19 protein-coding genes are annotated in these 20417 nt (G+C 41.9%); 12 read left to right on the top strand and 7 right to left on the bottom strand.

The features are described 5' to 3' along the window. Nucleotides 1–128 precede the first annotated feature (128 nt). Entirely contained in the window at nt 129–1001 is an 873-nt protein-coding gene (locus tag PY364_RS13725; RefSeq protein ID WP_275523284.1) for a carbohydrate ABC transporter permease, read from the bottom strand. Between the two features lie 66 nt (nt 1002–1067). On the opposite strand from PY364_RS13725, the gene rpsF reads away from it, so the two are divergent. After that, nucleotides 1068–1412, top strand: a complete 345-nt coding sequence (rpsF, locus tag PY364_RS13720; protein ID WP_275523283.1) for a 30S ribosomal protein S6 — start codon at nt 1068–1070, stop codon at nt 1410–1412. 150 nt (nt 1413–1562) lie between these two features. Here the strand turns inward: rpsF and PY364_RS13715 are convergent, their stop codons facing one another. Next, a complete protein-coding gene (locus PY364_RS13715) occupies nt 1563–1745 on the bottom strand; it encodes a hypothetical protein (RefSeq protein WP_275523282.1) in 183 nt (60 codons plus the stop codon). On the opposite strand from PY364_RS13715, the gene PY364_RS13710 reads away from it, so the two are divergent. After that, nucleotides 1744–2304 carry an Npun_F5560 family protein gene (locus tag PY364_RS13710; protein ID WP_272036625.1) on the top strand — a complete coding sequence of 187 codons (561 nt, stop codon included), beginning with the start codon at nt 1744–1746 and terminating at the stop codon, nt 2302–2304. The two genes, PY364_RS13715 and PY364_RS13710, sit on opposite strands and share 2 nt — an antisense overlap. Beyond that, nucleotides 2297–2956: a hypothetical protein gene (locus PY364_RS13705; RefSeq protein WP_275523281.1), complete on the top strand. Its 660-nt coding sequence runs from the start codon at nt 2297–2299 to the stop codon at nt 2954–2956. Before PY364_RS13710 ends, PY364_RS13705 begins: the two co-directional genes overlap by 8 nt. A 217-nt stretch (nt 2957–3173) precedes the next feature. Here the strand turns inward: PY364_RS13705 and PY364_RS13700 are convergent, their stop codons facing one another. Continuing rightward, complete coding sequence (locus PY364_RS13700) at nt 3174–3518, bottom strand: STAS domain-containing protein (RefSeq protein ID WP_275523279.1); 345 nt, start codon at nt 3516–3518, stop codon at nt 3174–3176. Between the two features lie 364 nt (nt 3519–3882). Here PY364_RS13700 and PY364_RS13695 point away from each other — a divergent pair, with 364 nt between their 5' ends. The 3 genes from PY364_RS13695 to PY364_RS13685 all read left to right on the top strand — a co-directional run bounded on the left by PY364_RS13695 (nt 3883) and on the right by PY364_RS13685 (nt 6497). Continuing rightward, nucleotides 3883–4506: a DedA family protein gene (locus PY364_RS13695; protein ID WP_275523277.1), complete on the top strand. Its 624-nt coding sequence runs from the start codon at nt 3883–3885 to the stop codon at nt 4504–4506. A gap of 221 nt (nt 4507–4727) precedes the next feature. After that, nucleotides 4728–5342 carry a Uma2 family endonuclease gene (locus tag PY364_RS13690; protein WP_275523276.1) on the top strand — a complete coding sequence of 205 codons (615 nt, stop codon included), beginning with the start codon at nt 4728–4730 and terminating at the stop codon, nt 5340–5342. Nucleotides 5343–5714: 372 nt separating this feature from the next. Next, nucleotides 5715–6497 (top strand): hypothetical protein, encoded by a 783-nt coding sequence (locus tag PY364_RS13685; RefSeq protein ID WP_275523275.1) that lies wholly within the window; start codon nt 5715–5717, stop codon nt 6495–6497. Nucleotides 6498–6590: 93 nt separating this feature from the next. Here PY364_RS13685 and PY364_RS13680 read toward each other — a convergent pair whose 3' ends face one another. Beyond that, nucleotides 6591–8012 (bottom strand): DUF3370 domain-containing protein, encoded by a 1422-nt coding sequence (locus tag PY364_RS13680; RefSeq protein WP_275523273.1) that lies wholly within the window; start codon nt 8010–8012, stop codon nt 6591–6593. A gap of 233 nt (nt 8013–8245) precedes the next feature. Between PY364_RS13680 and PY364_RS13675 the strand changes: the two genes are divergently transcribed. The 5 genes from PY364_RS13675 to PY364_RS13655 all read left to right on the top strand — a co-directional run bounded on the left by PY364_RS13675 (nt 8246) and on the right by PY364_RS13655 (nt 13426). Then, nucleotides 8246–9322 (top strand): fatty acid desaturase, encoded by a 1077-nt coding sequence (locus PY364_RS13675; RefSeq protein ID WP_275523271.1) that lies wholly within the window; start codon nt 8246–8248, stop codon nt 9320–9322. Between the two features lie 610 nt (nt 9323–9932). Further along, nucleotides 9933–10814 carry a ChaN family lipoprotein gene (locus PY364_RS13670; RefSeq protein ID WP_275523269.1) on the top strand — a complete coding sequence of 294 codons (882 nt, stop codon included), beginning with the start codon at nt 9933–9935 and terminating at the stop codon, nt 10812–10814. Between the two features lie 36 nt (nt 10815–10850). Beyond that, on the top strand, nt 10851–11432 hold the full coding sequence (locus PY364_RS13665) for an NAD(P)H-dependent oxidoreductase (protein ID WP_275523267.1): 582 nt from the start codon (nt 10851–10853) through the stop codon (nt 11430–11432). Between the two features lie 94 nt (nt 11433–11526). After that, complete coding sequence (locus PY364_RS13660; protein WP_275523266.1) at nt 11527–12783, top strand: AAA family ATPase; 1257 nt, start codon at nt 11527–11529, stop codon at nt 12781–12783. After that, nucleotides 12770–13426 carry a retron system putative HNH endonuclease gene (locus PY364_RS13655; RefSeq protein WP_275523264.1) on the top strand — a complete coding sequence of 219 codons (657 nt, stop codon included), beginning with the start codon at nt 12770–12772 and terminating at the stop codon, nt 13424–13426. Before PY364_RS13660 ends, PY364_RS13655 begins: the two co-directional genes overlap by 14 nt. A 52-nt stretch (nt 13427–13478) precedes the next feature. On the opposite strand, the gene PY364_RS13650 is transcribed toward PY364_RS13655, so the two are convergent. Together PY364_RS13650 and PY364_RS13645 are read right to left on the bottom strand one after the other, a co-directional pair. Continuing rightward, on the bottom strand, nt 13479–14288 hold the full coding sequence (locus tag PY364_RS13650; protein ID WP_275523261.1) for an inositol monophosphatase family protein: 810 nt from the start codon (nt 14286–14288) through the stop codon (nt 13479–13481). A 74-nt stretch (nt 14289–14362) separates the two neighbouring features. Continuing rightward, the gene (locus PY364_RS13645; protein WP_275523259.1) at nt 14363–15841 is read right to left on the bottom strand and encodes a BCD family MFS transporter; all 1479 of its coding nucleotides are present in this window, start codon (nt 15839–15841) and stop codon (nt 14363–14365) included. A 270-nt stretch (nt 15842–16111) separates the two neighbouring features. On the opposite strand from PY364_RS13645, the gene PY364_RS13640 reads away from it, so the two are divergent. Beyond that, nucleotides 16112–18430, top strand: coding sequence for an ATP-binding protein (locus PY364_RS13640; protein ID WP_275523258.1), 2319 nt, complete (start codon nt 16112–16114; stop codon nt 18428–18430). A gap of 102 nt (nt 18431–18532) precedes the next feature. On the opposite strand, the gene PY364_RS13635 is transcribed toward PY364_RS13640, so the two are convergent. Continuing rightward, a complete protein-coding gene (locus tag PY364_RS13635) occupies nt 18533–20395 on the bottom strand; it encodes a tetratricopeptide repeat-containing sulfotransferase family protein (RefSeq protein ID WP_275523256.1) in 1863 nt (620 codons plus the stop codon). Between the last annotated feature and the right edge of the window lie 22 nt (nt 20396–20417).

Below are 20417 nucleotides of genomic sequence, written 5' to 3'. Positions count from 1 at the left end.
GCGTTACGTATATTTTTGCGTGTTCAATTGGATAGGTACTGCTTTTAATTGGCGATTAGTAGTTAGCAATTAAGTAAATCCTTCTTCCTTCTTCCTTCTACTTAGCAACTGCTATATCATTTCAATTTCTATCCTTTGACACCTGCGGCTACATCTGTGGGTACAATGTACTTTTGTAGGATTAGAAATAAAGCAATTGCTGGGGCAATGGAAATGATAGAACCAGCAGCTATTAAACGCCAATTTAGGGAAAAAGTACCTGCTAAGGTGGCTACGCCTAAAGGTAAAGTGTAATATTCAGGTTTATCTAAAACTAGCAATGGCCAGAGAAAGTCGCTCCAAGAACCAATAAAAACAAAAATGGCTAAAGTTACTAAAGCTGGTTTAATTGATGGAATCATAATGTGCCACCAAATCCCTAATTCTGAACAGCCATCGATGCGGGCAGCTTCTTCTAATTCTTTGGGAACTGCTAGAAAGGCTTGCCTTAATAAAAATATGCCAAAAGCTGAGGCGATACCTGGTAAAATCACTCCTAAATAACTATTTTTTAAACCCAAATTTACGGTCAAAATATAAAGGGGAATCATTACTATTTGAAAAGGGATCATAATAGTAGTGACAACCCCAGTAAAAATTAGGTCGCGTCCCCGGAAATCTAATCTGGCTAAGGGATAAGCTGCTAGGGAACAAAATAGGAGATTGAGGCTAACTGTGAGTGCGGCAACAAGGGTACTGTTGAAAAGATAGCGACCAAAAGGGTTAGTTTGCCAAACTGTGACAAAGTTTTGTAGTGTTGGCTGTTTTGGCAAAAGTTGCGGAGGAAACTGAAAGATGTTTTCTGTGGAAGATTTGAAAGCCGTACTCAGCAGCCAAAGTAGGGGAAAGAGCATTATCAGTGCGATCGCACTTAGTAAAATATAAGTCCAAACCGTTCTCTGGCAGGAAGTGTGAGAAATTTGGGGTAGAGAATTGTTTTTTTTAGTTTTGATATTGCTCATAAGTGGTGTAAAATGATAAATCCTTGCTTCGAGAGAAGCCTTGCTGTCCATAAGGAGACTATTAGCATGAAGCCATTTATTTACGAGACAATGTATATTCTGCGCCCGGATCTGGGAGAAGAACTCACAGAAGCCGCGATCGCGAAGTATCAAACTATTTTGCGCGATCAGGGGGCTCAGAATCTAGAAACTCAGCATCGCGGTAAACGCCGCCTCGCCTACGAAATCCAAAAGCAACGCGATGGTATCTACATTCAGATGAACTATACCGCTCCCGGTGCTGCGATCGCCATCTTGGAACGTGCGATGCGTCTGAGCGAAGATGTAATTCGCTACCTTACTATTAAGCAGGATGCACCGGCTGCTGTTGAGGAAGAAGTTGCTGTGGAAGCGGCGGAAGAAGCAGCTTAAGGGATTTTTGAGTTGCGATCGCCATTCTCTTTAACCCGTTGGGGGTTACAACCCCCGTCTCATAGAGAGAAATTGGCGGTTGAAACCGCTTCTACACAAACAAAGTCCGCCTACGCGGACTGAAAAATATAAAGGGGTATTTAAACTGGATTAGCACGATCGCGTAACGCCGCCATCTTGGCGGTAAAAGAACCGCCAGGATGGCGGCGTTACTGAGAGTAGTTTTGCGTAAGTCCTGTCAAATCCAAACTCAAAACTCAAAACTTGCCTCAGTGGTAGTAGAGAGACTATTTTTAAATAGACATATCTAAAAATATGGGAGCTAATGGTCATGGTCAGCCAAGCTAAAGTTCAAACGTCACAAGAGTTACAAGCAGAAATATCTCGCCTGAATGAAGAGTTGCAAATGCGCGACCAATTGGTTCAGCAGTTGTCTCAAGAACTTTTCCGGCTGGTAAAGGGAAATACTGGGTTTACACCGGTTCCAGAGGCTTCTGAGCGCCAGCAAGCTCAAATGCAGTCTCTGAGGGAACAACTGCAAGATGTTGAGCAACAGGTAGGTTTTTATCAAGAGCAAATTGCTGAGCGCGATGCTGAGGTTTACCAATTGCGCCAATCCGTGCAAGAGTTGACCGATCGCTCGATGATGCTGGAACAAGTAGTACAGGAGTTACCTGGGGTTTACCGCCAAAAGTTTGCTGAGCGCATTGGCCCAGTGAAAGAAAAGGTGGAAATGCTACAACGGGAAAATCGCCAATTACACGCTGAGTTGCAGAGTGTAAGTTACCGTCTGGCTGTCAGAAACCGCCGCGCTAAGGGTTTGGATTTGCCGACTATAGGAGGTTCTGACGATTCTGGCATGATTCAGATGCCAACTTTTGGAAATGCCTAAAGTTTTGATTGTGGTGGATGCGGATTTTGAGCCGGCTTCCCCTACGGCGCAAATGGTGGAGGCTTTTCAGGTAGCGATCGCAAAGAGCTCTCCGCCAACTGTTGCTGATGTCTGTTTGATTTCGGATTTAAACTTGGCTGCGATCGCACCTGGTGAGGCTGTTATCTGTCCTTTAACCCTCGATGTACCCGATACGTTGGTATTTCCCGGTGAGGCGATCTATCGAGCTTGTAGGGATGTGTCGGCTATGCGCGATCGCGTCGAGCAACAGTTAGGCGTGCGATCGGGAGTTGGTAATTTTTGGCTCCCAGTGGTATTAACTGCTAAAGGCCCTCTTTACGGCGAGGTTATTGGTTTAGAGGCGGATAAATTATCGGCTGAGCCGAATTACTCCATGCCGATACACCTATCGGATGTTTGGCGACAGCAGCTTTACGAGTTGGCGTTTCGGTTGTTAAAATCTCTTTCGGCAACTCCTGCAACTTACCTGATGCAGTTTGGGTTTGGAGATAAAGAGATTTATTTTGATAGACTTTGGCCGTTTCCGGCTGCACCTGCGATCGCCTCTCTAGGCATCCAAGTCCCTGATTTATTTGTCTGTCACTGGTATTGCTTGACAAATACACCTATTTATGATACGCAAATTAAGTAGGTAGACGCAAATAAATCTAGCTGTGTAACAAAATGTAAAGTTGCGATCGCCCCTGCGATTGCTTCGTTTCACTCGCAATGACATACTTATGTATTTTCCAACTCATCTACTTACCTCTGCCGTTGCGTGTCAAGTTGCTGCGGTATAATAACCGCCAAGATTGTATTGATTCTATTCCCTTCTCCCCCTTCTTCCCCTAGCCCCTAGCCCCTATAAATTAGGCAATTAGCAACTCAGCTTGATGTGAAGAAATATCATCGAAAGAGTCAAAAATTTCAAAAGCCTGGTCGAGTTGAGTAATATCAAAAATCAACCTAGAGGTAGCTGGAAGATTGCAAATAACAAGGCGACACCCTTGCTTACGGGCTAACTTCAAACCTCTAACTAAGGCACACAAACCAGAACTATCAATAAAATCTACATGAGCCATATCAATCACCCAGAGTTTATAACGCTCAGGTAGAATAGCCGTCAACTGTTGGTAGAGAAAATTGCCTTCTTGGAAATTGAGGCGAGTTTGAGGCTGAAGTACGATGTGTTGCACGAATCCTTGAAAAGCCATAGGTGTCACCCTAGTAATCCTAAGTGATTAAGTAGAACTTGCTATCCTGGTGATAGACAGAATAATGTTAAGAAAAGTTTCAGAATTTTAGGAGTTCCATCATTCTGTACGCGCGATGCCCAAAGTGGGCTACGCCTACGCGCTGCCTGAAAAGTAGATGTGAGAATAAAACCCTGACTCTAGTAGAATGCAACCGCAACAATTCTTTACTCTTCTTAGCGTCGCTCAGAATTCTACCGTCCGCTTTGCCACAGATCACAATAACTATGTGTTTGATGTCACAAGCCAAGATTGCAGAATTGTCCGAATCAAGCCAAGATAAGAAATATCAAGCTTTGCAAAAATTCACGAAGGGCAGTGTCGGATGTCTTTTGAGTTTATATCTTTGGAAATTATCCAGAAATTTGCACATGACTACGGCTACTGGGCAGTATTTCTGGGGATTTTGCTAGAAAATTTGGGATTTCCCCTTCCTGGGGAAACAATTACGATCGCTGGAGGGTTTCTAGCTGGTAGCGGGGAACTAAATTACTGGTATGTGCTTTTAAGTGCGATCGCGGGTGCTACCTTGGGCGGAAATTTTGGCTATATTATTGGCAGATATGGCGGTTGGCCATTGTTGCTAAAGTTAGGTAAATTTTTCCGCTTTCGGGAAGAACAACTGTTTGATTTGAAAGAACAGTTTAGTCAAAATGCAGTCAAAGCTGTATTTTTTGGTAGATTTATTGCCTTGCTGCGAATTTTTGCTAGCCCTTTAGCAGGAATTGCGGAAATGCCTTTTTGGAAATTTTCACTATGCAATCTTGCGGGTGCTGCAAGTTGGGCATCTGTGATGGTAAGTTTAGCATTTTTCTTAGGACAAGTTGTCTCTTTAGAAAAATTAGTAGCTTGGGCGGCTCAATTTGCTGTACTTGCCTTAGCTTTGGTTATTGCTTGGATTGCAATTCCTATCTGGTTAGAATCCCGAAATCTGGACAAGACTAAGTAAGGTTGGTAATGGCTAATGGCTAATTGCTACTTGCTAATGGCTAATTGCTAATGGCTATAGGATGGGCATTTCGGCGAACAGTTTATAACGAATAGCGATAAACGATCGTCGGCAATGACCATCTTATCTTTAAATATAAAGTTAGAATGTAGGTTGGGTGCAGCGAAGCGTAACCCAAATTTCTCAATTAAATTTATATGAGTTTAGGAGGTTAGTGTAACATGACAACAGCAGCCGAAATTCGCGAAAGTACAATTGAAAGTGAAGAAAAGCGTTATTACTCTCCTGAAGAGTATTTGGAACTAGAAACGGCAGCCGACTATAAAAGTGAGTATCAGGATGGTAAAATAATTCCTATGACAGGCGGAACACCGAATCACAATCAAATAGCTGGCAATCTATATGCTGCCATGAATTTTGCTTTTAAAGGGCAATCATATCGAGCATTCATCAACGATCTGCGTTTATGGATACCGCAGAAACGTCTTTACACTTATCCTGATGTGATGGTGGTTGATGGTCAGTTAGAACTTGTAGAAGGTAGGAAAGATACGATTACAAATCCGGTGATGATTGCTGAAGTTTTATCGAAATCTACGGAAGATTACGATCGAGGTGGGAAGTTTAAACTTTATCGTTCTATTCCTACCTTGAAGGAGTATATTCTTATTGCTCAATATGAGATGCACGTTGAGCAGTTTTCAAAGATGGATGACAATAAATGGGTATTGTCTGAGTATGACGGTGAAAATGCGTTGTTGGCATTAAGTTCTGTACCATTTCAGGTTTCGTTAGGGGATATTTACGATCGCGTGGAGTTTGAGTCTGAGGAGTGATGGCGATCGCATTCCGGTTTATTGATATGTTTGATTTAATAATGTAAGTGATGTGCTTGAGGTGAAGTGATGCCGTTGAGAGCATTTTTTGAAGGTCGAGAACTATTAGCCCCTCTCATATCCGATCAAGAATGGCTCAAGTTGAAAGCCCAGCGCCCAAAAGTTAGACTGTGCTGCTGTGACTCGACTGGATACTTACGCACGTCTAAACTCGGCACAAAGCATTTTGTTCACGGCAAAGAAAGCCTTTGCAATTGGGCATCAGAAACGTGGCAGCACCTATTAGCCAAGACTGAAATTGTCCGAGTCTGCCAACAATTTGGCTACGATGCAAAAACTGAAGTTTCAGGTCTAGATTGGAGAGCCGATGTTTTGGCTATCAAAACTGACCGGGGGCAGTTAGTCCAGCTAGCTTTTGAAGTGCAGTGGAGTCCGCAAACCTTAGAAGAAACTAATGTGAGGCAAGCCAAATATCAACGGGACGGCATTCGATGCTGCTGGCTGTTCCGCCAACTTCCTACATCTCATGATATTGCTCGCCAAGACTTGCCTATGTTTAAGTTGTCGCTGCAATCAAAAGACGTTTTAATGGTTAACGCTTCTACCAGAACCATGAAGCTTTCTGAATTTATTGCAGCCTTGTTATCAAGATATTTTAAAGTTGCTTTCCGTTACCAAGTTTGTCAAAATCAGCAGCTTAAAGCAGTTTTCTTTCCTGTGAGTTGTTGGAAATGCCAACAAAAGCACTACCTTTATTACATCGAAAACCCCTGTTATTATTCCTGCTGCGACATTAAAATAAATGAACTCTTGCTAGGGGCTTTAGACAACAATTTTGCATGGTTTAAACCCGAAATTATTCAAGCAGTCCAAAACTTTTTGAAAACAGAGGCAGGCCAAAAAATTCGTATGGGAGAGATTAAAATCCGCTACAGTGATAATATCATGATCAACCGTATTTCATTTGGGTGCCCTCAGTGCGATACCCTTGCTGGCGAAGGTTTTAATATAAAAAAATATTTTGATCCTATGTGCCGGAATAAATATCCAGATATTCCTATCATCAAACATGATTTACAAATAACCTTACCTAACCCTGTTTTGTCTGCAAAACCTCATTGGTGCTATTCAAAAACAGGCAGTTTTTGCGATTGACCACCTCACCAATTAGCCATTAGCAATTAGCCATTAGCAATTAGCCATTAGCAATTAGCAATTAGCAATTAGCAATTAGCAATTAGCAATTAATCACTCCGATCGCAACGTCAAAACCTGCGGCGGAGTAGCATCAGGCGGATAAAGTAATTCCACCTGAACAGCACGGCGTTCCCCAGGCTTCATATTCAGCGTCACCAAAGCTTCCCCCTGCTGACCCCGCCGCTGTATAATGTGGATATAGCGGTTTTGCGTCGCACCGCGATCGTCATTATAAAGAACCCGAACCGTACCCCGGAAAAACACCCGATTATCAGGAGGCTCATAAAACATCAGACCATCAGCCTGCTTATTCGCCTTCACAGGCGTTTGCATCTGAATACTAATAGTTTTAGCCTGCTTTTCTGGATTGTATAAAGGAAAAGTCAAACTATACTGCACCCCATAATTACCGTGAGCATAGTAAGCCGTATCGGGATAACGAGCTAGCATCTTCGCACTTTGAATTTGACCAGTCCCGAAAGTCCCCGTATAAGTAGTGCTCAAAGCATAAGAAAACGCCTTTCCTCGGTGAGGTACGCTCAAATAATCGACCTTCGGGTTATCCGTCACCCGCGCCAACCACTGCGAACCTTCAGCAACTCCCGCCACTCGGCCGTAAATCACTCGCGGAGTAGGTAAACCAGGTAAAGTAGGAGCCAAATCTCTCGGCCCCGCTAAACGACCAGTCTTTAACAGCTTCTCCCACTGTTCCAAAGTCGGAAATTGCTCGTTACCCTTGGCATCCTTGGGAGCAAACATCGCTAAAGTAGCAATGTATAGTGAATCACTGCTCGACAGGCGCATAAGAGTAGTGCGGCCATTCGATGATGGCGTTATCTTGCCAACAGGTATCGGCAAATTGATTAACATCTGACTTTTACCAGCGGGAATCTCCATCGCCGCAGGAAAACTATCTTGTCTGCGGCCTCGGAGCACGTCATTTGTCGCACGACTCCCAGGGCCAGCAAAGACTGTACCCAATGGATTTTCAACATAAGAAGGTAAATTGACAAATAGCGCGTCTGGTCGAGTCAGGTAGCTGACTGCTTGCAATATCTCCAGATTAACTGGTTGAGAATTGGGATTGTAGACAATTATGCCCTGATAGAGAGTACGGGTTTGTTGGCTAGTTTTAGCCTTGACGACGTGGTGGCTAAATATATCAAATCGGCCTTTGAAGGGAAAGTTTAAATGTGCAGCGGGTGTCTGCTTTCCTTGCGGGGGGAAGGTGGAGAGCAAAATACCTTCTGTTTGTATCATTTCTGGACTGTTGCTGTTGAAGACAGGAATGCTGTCTAGTTGTCCGGGTAGAGGCCGGACTTCTTGAGTTTGCACCACCACTTTTGGCGGAATTCGCGGCGGCGGCGAGTTCAGCAGTTCCTCTGCCTGTGTTGGAACTTCTGGTGGGAGGATGACTTGTTGGGGAGGTGGTACGGAGATGGCTTGAGCTAGGGGTAAAATTGGCAGAAACATTATAGCTAGGGACTAGGGGAAGAAGGGGTTAGAGGCTACGATGCTCAGGACTAGGGGAAGAAGGGACTAGCCTCTAGTCCCTAGCTATCAGGCGCGATCGCAGGCGACCTAACACCAACAAGAGAGAATCGAAGAGATAGCATACACCTAATTGGTTAAATTTAAAAGACTGGTTAATTATGCTCAGTAAGGGTAGAATAAGCCCCATTGTTTATCATCATTTTTAGAGAATCGTGCCATCTAAGATCGCTCAGTTAAGCGTTACTCTCCCAGACGAATCCCTGAAAGGCAGTTCAGAACTTCCCTTCACCCTACAGCAATTGAAGGCCGCCATTCCCCCAGAATGCTTCGTACCTTCCACCGGGAAATCCCTGTTTTACTTCTTTCTCGATATTTCAATAATCAGCGGTCTTTATGCAGCAGCACACGCCCTAGATTCCTGGTTTTTTTGGCCAGTATTCTGGCTGATGCAAGGTACTATGTTTTGGGCATTATTTGTGGTCGGACACGACTGCGGACACGGTTCTTTTTCTAGGTACAAATGGCTGAATAACCTCATTGGCCACCTCTCACACACTCCCATTCTCGTACCCTTTCACGGTTGGCGGATCAGCCATCGCACCCACCACCAAAATACCGGAAACATCGAAACTGATGAAAGCTGGTATCCCGTTACTGAAAACAAATATCGCAACATGAAATGGTGGGAAAAATTTCTACGCTTCGAGTTAGTTTTACTGTTTGCCTATCCGCTATATCTGTTTAAACGCTCTCCAGAAAGGCCCGCAGCTTCTCACTTCAACCCCAACAGCGATCTTTTCAAGCCTTCGGAAAAGTGGGATGTCATTACTAGCACTATCTGCTATACTTTGATGGTCGCATTGTTGGGATTTTTGACCTATCAATGGGGCTTTATGTGGTTGGTAAAATACTATCTGATGCCCTACCTCGTGTTTGTAGTGTGGCTCGATTTAGTAACATACTTACACCATACTGAGGCAGATATTCCCTGGTATCGCAGCAAAGATTGGTATTTTCTCAAAGGTGCTTTGTCCACGATTGACCGCGATTATGGGATTGTTAATAACATCCACCACAATATCGGCACTCATGTGGTTCACCACATTTTTTTGAGTATTCCCCATTACCACTTGTTAACTGCAAATGAAGCAATTAAGCCGATTTTGGGAGACTACTATCGGAAGTCTGAAGGCTCTATTTTAGGAGACTTTTGGCGTTCTTCTCGGCTTTGTCATTTCGTACCCGATCGAGGTAGTCCAGTTTACCACAAGTCTAAAACTGAACTATAAAGCTAGTTGTTAGTGGTTAGTTGTTAGTTGTTAATTGTTGTGTTTTTATAATCACCAATAACTCTAACAACTACCAATTGCTAACAATTACTAAAACTTACTAATTACGACAAACAATTCTTTCTTCTTCCTTCTTCCTTCTTCCTTCGGTATGCTTAAACAAACAACAACACCCAAGCGTTACTTACTGAGTAATTTCCTCTAATTGCTATTTCGACGTGGAGTTAAACTAAATATCTAAGATTCAGTTTCATTGCTCCCTCATCAACATTTGAGGAAATATCAGACTTCGCGGTGGGTGTTGCTGTTGTTGGATGAGACAGATGTGAAATTAAACAGCGCTTTTTACTCCTTATCTTCAAAAGTGAAACTTCAAGGTGTCAACTTCAAAGTATGAACTCTAAAGTTATGAACTTCGCTGTGGTATCTGTCAGAGAAGCTTTTTTTGCTTCATGTTATTAATGTAGCACCTTCTCTGAGAGACGCAAGTACCTGCAATGAAAGTTTACTTTTTGACCGATAACTACCGATTAAGTGTAAAGTTATATAAAGTGTGGAGATTTGAAGAGATCGGTAGTTTGTGGCTGCGATCGCAAGGCAAAATACGATTATGAAAAAACTTAAACTAACCAAACTCTGCGCCTTGTCTCTGGGTTTGTTCCTATTTTGTAGCAGTCAAGCTTTGGCGGAAGTGACAGGGAACTTGCAACTCCAGCAGACAGATACTAGCCAAGAGATTTTACAACAGTTGGCGGCGGCAAACATCGTGTATCTGGGGGAAACTCACGATAGTCTCGAAGATCATCAGGCTCAACTGAAGATTATCACAGAACTGTATTGGCAAAATGGTAAGGTTGCGATCGCGCTGGAAATGTTTCAGCGTCCTTTTCAAAGCGCAATCGACCAATATTTAGCTGGTAAAATTACAGAAGCCGAATTAATTGAGCAAAGCCAGTATAATCAAAGATGGGGATTTCCTTGGGAATATTACGCACCAATTTTGCGGTTTGCCAAGGAAAATAAACTGCCTGTATTAGCCTTGAATACACCCACAGAAGTAACGCGAAAAGTTGCCAGAGAAGGGTTAGAAAATCTAACAGCAGAAGAACGAGAATACATTCCCCCCGCCTCAGAAATTCGTACAGACAATGCTGAATATCGGCAAATAATGCTAGAAATTTATCAGCAACACGCCTCTGGGGGGCTTGGTTCTAGTGCTGGCTTCGATCGCTTTTTTTTGGCCCAAAATCTCTGGGATGAAACAATGGCAGAAACAGTCGCCCAATTTGTCATAGCTAAGCCTGATTATCAAGTAGTAGTGTTAGCCGGGAAAGGCCATATCGTTTACAATTACGGCATTCCTAGCCGCGTCGCCCGACGTTTAAGTACGAGGAAGCTAATACAGCGATCGGTGCTGTTTTTTTCAGCGACAGATTCATCCTTACCCACAGGCGATCGCATTGCTGACTTTATCTGGAAGCACGCGGAATAGTACAATTTCAATTGCACTAACTATTAGGAACAGGCCATGATAAACACGCCAAAAATTCTCGCCTTTGCTGGAAGCACCCGCGAAGCCTCCTACAACAAACTATTGGTAAAAGTTGCGGCTGCTGGAGCTAGGGCTGCCAGTGCTGAAGTGACTTACATAGATTTCCGCGATTTGCCGATGCCGCTATTTGATGAAGATTTGGAGGCTAGAGAGGGAATGCCAGAAAATGCCCGGAAATTTAAGGAATTGATGATAGCACACCAGGGTTTTTTGATAGCTTCTCCTGAGTATAACAGCTCAGTTACACCTGTTTTGAAAAATGCAATTGATTGGGCTTCTCGCCCACAGCCTGGTGAACCGGGGTTAGTGGCTTTTACTGACAAAGTAGCAGTAATTATGAGCGCTTCACCTGGGGCTTTGGGCGGTTTGCGGGGGTTAGTTCATTTGCGCTCAATTCTGGGAAATATTAATGTGTTTGTGCTGCCAGATCAGAAGGCAATTCCTAAAGCCTATGAGGCTTTTAATGCTGATGGTACGATGAAAGATCCGAAACAGCAGGAGTCGGTTGAGAATCTTGGTGCTAAATTGTCGAATGTGTTAGCAAAGTTAATCGCTTGAGGCGATAAAGTATGCCATAGAATCATTTTAGGATTACTAATAATGATCCTATGGCAACTATTTGAAGAAAAAATACGGTTATAAAGCGAATAAAATGAAAATTAAAACTCTCAAAATTAACTCATTCCGAGGTATTAGCAATTTAAACCTAGAATTCGATATCAATGAGCCAACTGTATTTATAGGCGTTAACGGGGCAGGAAAATCGAGCATCCTTGATTGTCTTGCTATTCTTTTGTCTTGGCTCACAGGTAGAATTCAAAATCCAAAAGGTTCAGGACGTTTTTTCAAGGAGGAAGACATCAACAATAAAAGCAAAGAAACTCACAATGAAATTACAATTGCAATCGACGGCAGGGATGAGGTTGTATGGTCTTTAACCCATGCCCGTAAAGGAAGAAGTAAAGATACTAATAGTAATCTTTCACGGTTAAATACACTTGTTGAAAACATACATGATAAGTTGGATGAGAGTGCCGAGGCAGCATTACCTCTAGCAGTTTACTACCCAACAAATCGTGCGGTACTTGATATTCCTTTGAGGATTAGGACGCAACATTCATTTCAGCAAATAGCTGCTTACGATCAAGCACTAACAGGAGGTAAAATTGATTTCAGACGTTTTTTTGAATGGTTTAGAAGTAGGGAAGATTTAGAAAATGAATTACGGCTACAAAACTCTTATGAGTACCGAGATCGCCAATTAGAAGCAGTGAGAAAGGCGATCGCCGGATTGCTGGAAGGTTTTTCAAATTTACGAGTTCAGCGATCGCCCTTGCGAATGACTGTAGAAAAACAAGGGCAAGAATTTATCATCAATCAACTATCTGATGGTGAAAAATGCTTGTTAGTAATGGTAGGTGATTTAGCTAGACGGTTGGCGATTGCAAACCCATATTTAGAAAATCCGCTCGACGGTTATGGCGTTGTTTTGATTGACGAGATTGAACTTCACTTACATCCAAAATGGCAAATAGAAGTTATTGCATCTTTGACTAAAACATTTTCCAACTGCCAATTTATCGTTACGACTCATTCGCCACAGGTGATTAGTCAGGTTAAGTGGATTCATCTTTTGACAGCTACATCAGAAGATATTATTGTGGAACGCATACCCTCCTATGGGAAAGATAGCAATCGGATTCTGGAAACACTTATGGGAAGCAGATCGCGTAATCCAAAAACTGATAATAATTTCGATCAACTATTTCGTCTTATTGATGACGAAAAATTCGATGAAGCTAAAGAGTTGCGTCAGCAGATAGCAGAAGAAATGAAAGATGAAGATCCAAATTTCGTGAGAGCCGATTGGTTGATACAGTTAGGAACACATCAAAATGAAATACATTAAAAAGAGAGTAGAACCTAAAGATTTCGGTCATTGGAAGGCAAAAGCAAAAACAGGTAAAAATTACGGTTATAGTCTTCTTAACGATCCGACTAAAGGAATCCTACATGATTCCTTGATGCAGGAACAAGGCTACATTTGCTGTTACTGCTGTCAGCGGATTGCCTCAAAAACCAGTCATATCGAACATCTGAATCCCCAGAATCCAGAAAATAAGAGTGATAGCAATACAGATTTATCTTTAGATTACAATAATATGCTGGCTTCGTGTGGTAGCGACAAGCATTGGCCCAAACACTGTGGTAACAAAAAAGGAAATCAACCCATCAATATATCGCCCACACAAACTAATTGTGAAGACTTTTTTAGCTATACAGGAAATGGTGAAATGCGTTCCCCAATAAATAATAATTTAGAACAAGCAGAAGCCGCTAAAAAAACTATTGAAATTCTCGGATTAAATGATTACAATCTCCAGCAGTCAAGGATTCAAGCACTTGATTTTTTGAAATTGCAACTTCAGGGACTCACGCCTACACAAATTTCTCGTAAAGCTCAACAAATCAGAGATTTGGACGCACAAGGACAATATTTACCTTTTTGGTCTGCTGTATCATATTATTTAAAAAAGTATTATGGTATTTAAGCCCTTAATCAAATTCAGAAGACAAAACCAGATTGCTATATTAAATCAAAAATTAACCCCACTTCCTCTTACCCACAATTTCCACCAACGGCAAAAATACTGACTTTAATTCATCCCGACTCACTACTAAAGTCGGATAAGATCGACTCCCATAATTCTTACCAACTTCTAAAGGAAAAATCGCCTCAGATTCCAATGGAACCCAAACACCACTAGCAGCTTTTACTATTACCCAACTCCCCGCAATATCCCAAATTTTCGGAGTAGCTTCAACCCCACCCAAAACCGCACCCGCCGCCACAGTTAAAAAATTGTAACTAGCCATTCCTAACATCCGAATTTTAGCAGGAATCTGAGGCGCGACAGCAATACTCCGCGAACAAACATTAAAAAAGTGATTGGAAGTCAGCGCATCAGCACTAGAATGAATTGGCTGATGATTTAAAAAAGCCCCAGAATTGCCACTAAGTCCAGACTTTCCCAGCCAAAAACCGTGAAAAGATTGATTTATTGGCGGTAAATGTACGTAACCAAAAACAGGCGTTCCCTGATATAATAAACCCATTGAAATCCCCCAAATCGGAATCCCTCTAGCAAAATTAGTAGTACCATCCAAAGGGTCAATTATCCAGCACCATTCATTACTAGGAAAAACATGATCTCCCTCTTCGCTCAACACTCCATGACTGGGAAAAGCTGATATAATTGCATTCCGAATTTCCCCATCTGCCCAGTTGTCAGATTGAGTAACTAAACTCCCATCCGACTTTTCGGCAGCTTGAACAGAACCGAAATCCTTTAACAATTGTACTCCGACTCTAGTAGTCGTAGTTTCCGCAAAACTTAAAATTGAATCCCACATGAGAGTTAAAATAAATAACGGCAGATGAACGCAGATATATCATACAATTATCTGCGTCTATCTGCGGCAAAAAATCAATCCAATTCATTTTCTAGAATAGAGGCGATCGCATTATTCGCATTATCCCGAAATTCTTGCACATTCACCCGCCCCAATAGCAAAATTGCCGCCCCCATTCCCACAGCTTGCAGCGCAAAAACCAACCCATAAGCCAACACAGGGGCATCAAAAATTATCTTTCCCAAATTCAAAACTACTCCGCCGAAAACTGTAGCTAAACCCCTCGCCATCGCCTGAGATAAACCCCAAGCACCGATAAAAGTACCAGCAGTTTCCGCCGCCGTTAAATCCAGCATTAAACTCGTTGCACCAGCAGTTAACACCCCAGCAGAAAAACCAAAAAACAGCAAACTAGCCTTCAATAACCCTGCGTTTGCTGTAAATCCAGAGATAATAATTAAGCCAAAACAAATCGCTGCCCCCATACATCCAAATTTTGTAGTGTTCACCTTACCTAAACGGGGCAAAATCAAAAAACCAGTGCCGCTAATACCGATCAGCGTCCCCATACCAAAAGGCACATTCAACTTAGTTGTTTCCGAAATGCACATTCTGAAAACTTCGCCGCCGTAGGGTTCCATAATCGCATCCTGCATGAACAAACTAATAGTTAATACCAGCAGAAAGCTGAAAAATAAACCAGTTTGGCGGCTAGCAGTCAATACTTTCAAAGCCTTACCTAAACTAATTTTATCCTCTCTGTTAACCGCAGTCGAACGCAAAGCAAAGCGAGAATATTTTTTTTCCACGCCTACAGTTGCTAGTAAAGATAGCCCAAATACAACTGCTGGCATGATCGCAAATAAAGGATTAACGGCGCTTTGCAACTTCGCTAAATCTGTAACTGGTGCCCCTAGCGATGGATTGTATGACAAAATATCGGCTCCGCAAACTTCAGCCCGACTAAGCAACTTAGAGCTAATAATTGCACCTAAAACAATGCCAACCATGAGCATTGACCAGACAACTCCAATTAATTTGGAGCGGTTATCTTCATCAGAAATATCTACTAAAAGAGCAGCAAAAGGTGTGGAACTCGCACTCAAAGCTAAACCGTAAAAAGCAAAAACTAGCGCTAGAACTGCTGCCCAAGTATAAGTTTGTGGGCCCCATCCAGTAGCTTGCAAACTGCCACCAAGTTGCCAAACTACTTGTAAGGCGATGAATGATGTAGTCGTGAAAAGAGCGGCTCCAATCCAGACAAAACCTGTGCGGTGGTAGCCAAAAATAGTTTTTGAGTCCGACATTTGACCGAACCACACCCGCGCCGGTGACATGAATTGGTGCATTGCGATCGCACCCGCAGCAATCCAAGGTAGCACTTTAAGCTCATCAATCATCAGCCGATTGAGTACGCCCAGGGTAAGCAGCGACATAATGCCCAATCCCATCTGGAACAAACCCAGTCGGAACATTGTCAGCACTTTAATCGTAGGAATTTTTGCTGAACTGGACTCTGTGAATTCTGGATCTGGTAAACCGTCGATCGCCATAGTTATTCAAGGAAATGTAGCATTTGCATTCTTATAACTAACAATACCTGTTGATAGCTCATTTATAACGCAGTGTAGCATTTCTTTAACCTCATCTCTAGATAGTATGCAGAATTAGTAGAGAATGCAGGAGTTATTGCGAACTCAATTTCAAATATAAATCAATTCCAAAATCTCAATTTTGTGTATAAAACAACAATATTTCTCTGGTGAGGAGAGTATAATCTCATTGACTATCTTAAAACAAATTCTGAGCAGAAAAAATTGGAAATGACGAATCGAGTACAAAAAGTGCAGCCGCCCTCAAATTTAATTGCGACACTGCAATCATTTTCTATAAAATCTGGTATGGCAGTAGCCTTGATTGGCTGTATTGTCATTTTGGGCTGGATTTTTGATATTGCCATCCTCAAAAGTGTCTTGCCCGGACTGGTAACGATGAAAGCAAATACAGCGGTCTCCTTTATCCTGAGCGGCTCTTCCCTGTGGTTGTTAGGAAGACAAAGAGTTGGCAGAAAGTGGAATAAGTTAGGCTTCATTCAGCCTGAAATCTTAGCAATTTCGGTGATTGCTATAAATTTGCTGACGCTAATTCAGTACGGCTTTAATTTAAACTTCGGAATCGATCAACTGCTCTTTAAAGAGTCGGCTACCGCAGTCGCTACCGCAGCACCGGGACGGATGGCACCGAATACGGCACTAACTTTTCTTTTGCTTGGATATTCGCTGCTGATGCTATCAATTTCTCGCTCCAGATATATTTTAACTCAAGGTTTAAGTTTAGCAGGATTCTTAATAGCTTTACTAGGTTTTTTAGGCTACATCTATGGCAATTCTTCCCTTTATCGTGCTGGTTCTTATACAGCAATGGCGATACATACAGCTAGCGGATTCTTACTGCTAAGTTTGGGTATTTTACTTGCCTGTCCAGAGCGCGGGTTGATGGCTATAATTACGAGCAAGAATGCAGGCGGTATAGTTGCTCGACAGTTGTTGCCCGCTGTAATAATTTTGCCGCCAGTAATCGGTAAGTTAATCTTAGTAATATTCAGCCCACGTCTCTACAGTGCTGAATGGCTAATTTGCCTATTTGCAGTATTTAATATCGTCATTTTTGGCGGCTTGCTTTGGTGGAATGCCAGAAAAATTGGGATCGTAGACCGTCAGCGATATGAAGCTGAAATTAAGTTACAAGAGGCAAATGAAGAATTAGAAAATAGAGTGTTGGAGCGGACAGCTAACTTGCAGTCAGCTAACGAGATGCTGCACCAGCAAATTATCACCAACCAACAAACAGAAGAAGCACTAAAACAAAGTTATAATCTCTTGCGTACTGTCATTGATAGTACGCCAGATGCGATCTTTGTTAAAGATATTTATGGTTGCTATACTATCCTAAATTCTGCGGCTGCTAGCATGATTGGGATGTTACCAGAAGAAATTTTAGGACGGAACGATCGCGATCTTTTTTCATCTGAAATTGCCGAAAAAATCATAGAAAATGATCGAGAAATCATAGCTATTGGCGAACCAAAAATGCTTGAAGAAGAAGTATTTACAATGGGGAAAAGGCGGACATTTCTCTCTACAAAAAACGCCTGTCGGAACGCCAAAGGCAATGTCAGTGGCATAGTTAGTATTGCGCGGGATATTAGCGATCGCGTACAAGTTTTAGAAGCCCTCAAACAGTCGGAGGAGCAATATCGAGAACAAGCAACACTGCTAGAAAAATCTCTCCGCGAGTTACAACAAACCCAAGCTCAATTGATTCAAACAGAAAAAATTTCCAGTTTGGGACTGTTAGTTGCTGGCGTTGCCCACGAAATTAACAACCCGATTAATTTTATCTACGGCAACATTACTTATGCCACTAACTACGCTAATGACTTGCTTAATTTCATCCAACTCTACCAGCAGTATTACCCCAATCCAACGGCGAGAATTCAGGAGGAAGCCGAAAATATCGAACTCGATTACCTAATAGAAGATTTTCCTAAAATCTTGGATTCAATGAAATTAGGTGCTGACCGCATCCGCGATTTAGTTGTATCGCTGCGGAACTTTTCTAGACTTGACGAGGCGGAGATGAAGTCAGTAAATATTCACGAGGGAATAGAGAGCACTTTGCTAATGTTAAAGCATCGGCTTAAAGCTACACCAGAGATGCCAGCTATTAAGGTAATTAAAGAATACGGTGACTTGCCACTCGTAGAGTGTTACCCAGGTCAACTAAATCAGGTGTTTATGAATCTAATAGCAAATGCCATCGACGCAATCGAAGAACACAACAGCCAAAGGTCTTTTGCAGAAATTAAATCCAACCCAAATCGCATTCATATTCGCACTCAAGTTATAGATTCGGATTGGGTAGAAATTCGGATTGATGACAATGGCCCTGGGATGAATGAAGCAGTCTGGCGTAAGCTGTTCGATCCATTTTTTACGACGAAAGCAATCGGAAAAGGAACTGGTTTAGGACTCTCAATCAGCTATCAAATTGTGGTCGAAAAACATCGGGGTAAATTACAGTGTTCATCGACTCCTGGGGAGGGGGCAGAATTTGTAATTCAGATTCCTATTCAACAGTAAATCATACATCAAATTGCTGCGGTGAATAGCAATCAAAGTTTCATTCAAATTTTGATATTAAATCAGGGTGTATCCGATTACTTTCAATTTTCACTCTAATTTTTATTTATTATTCCATCTAAATTTAATTCCTAAAAACTCTTCTAATTGCTGATTATAAGGTCGGAAATAATCACCTAGCCAGTAGCGCATTGATTCGCTCACCGGCGGATAAAAACCTGGATTATAATTCGCATACTCAGAAATAGAATGCTCCGGCAAACCGACAAACTCTAAAACTTGCTTCATCACCACAGCCGTATGTTCATAAAAATCTTCACTTCTCAAAATTAGCAACTTTTCTCTCGGAAACAAATCTAGCCATTTCTTAATAAACTCAACATACATACCACGAGCTAAATAATTTCCCGGCTCTTCTCCTATAATATAATCAGGATTATTTTCCAACCTTTCTAATTCCTCAGCAATCGCCTGTTCAAAAGAGCGATTTTCCCAATTTAAACTTACCCAGCGATAGTATTGAGAAATCGCTCTATCTACAGGATTTCTCAATAGTACAATTAGCTTTACGTTGGGAAAAACATCAAAAAGTCGTTCCGCCGCATCCCGATAATCGAGATAGCTTGGACTAGCTTCTCCTGTTAAAAAATTTTGCCCTTGAGGAAGTGGAGGAAAATGAGATAAATACCAATCAATACCTCTGTTGAAATGCCACGACCAAAAATCTACCTCCTTTTTAATAGGAGAAAAAATCTGCGGATGCTGAGTCAGATAACTATAAAGAGAAGTCGTGCCGCAACGCTGGGAACCAATGATAATAAAGTCAGGAACTTGTACCGGCTCTAATTTTTTTTGCTCTTGGCCTGAACCTGTGAGAACTATTAAAGTTTGCTTGTAACTGGCAGTTTGATAACACGCGATCGCTTCATCGAGTTTACCTTGTCGAGTCAAAGCTTCCCCTAAATTTAAGTAAGGCCAGAAACTATCTGGTTTAATTTCAATTGCTTGTTGACATAAACTAACAGCTTGTTGTAGTTTGCCTTGCTTAGCAAAAACTTCCCATAAATTATAGTAAAACCACCAATGAAAATCTGGATGCAACTCAATAGCATTGAGGAAAGCCGCCGCCGCTTCATCCCATTTGTATTGTCGCGTCATTGCTACTCCTAAATTGTAGTAAGACCAACAGGAATCTGGGTTTTCTGTAATTGCTCTGCGGCAAGAGTTTAGTTCTATTTCTAACTCATCTTTTTTCTTTAAAATCCTCTGTAATTGCCTAGAAATATCACCATCATCTGGCTTGATTTCTAGTGCTGCTTGGTAAAATATAATTGCTCCTTCCAACTGGTTGTACTTTGCCAAAGCAGTTGCTATTTGCGAATAAAGTTCTGGATTAGCGGGAACAAAACTCAGTAAATTGGGGTAACTTGACCTTTTCTCTTGCTCAAAAGTATGGTGATAATAATTAACAGCTTGCTCTAAACCAAACTCAGATCGTTGCCGCAGAGCATCGCCAAATTTTTCATAAATTCCAGGTAAATTCGGATCGATCGCTACAGCACAAAAATATGCTACACTCGCTTCATCCCATTCTTGTATGAATGCGAGAGCATCCCCTAAATTATAGTAAGACCAAGAGAAATTAGGGTTTAATTCAATTGCCTTTCGGTAAGCAGTGACGGCATCATTCCACTGTTCTTGTTTGAGCAAAGCATAGCCTAAATTGTGATACGACCAAGAAAAATTTGGGTTGAGTTCAATCGCGCGACGGTTTGCCTCAATAGCTTCAAGCCATTTTTCTTGCTTAACAAGAACATCTCCTAATTTGTGGAAATACCAAGAAACTTCAGAGTTTAGTTGTGATGCGCGATTGTAAGCGATCGCAGCTTCTTCAAAATCTCCTTTTTCTTGCAAACTATCACCTAATTTATCATAAATTTCTGCTTGACTATAATCGTTACACATTTCAAATACCTGCAAATTTCAT

Source organism: Kamptonema sp. UHCC 0994, from assembly GCF_029167235.1.
In the GTDB taxonomy this organism is placed as follows: Bacteria; Cyanobacteriota; Cyanobacteriia; order Cyanobacteriales; family Microcoleaceae; genus Kamptonema.
This window is presented reverse-complemented; position numbering and strand designations above follow the sequence as displayed.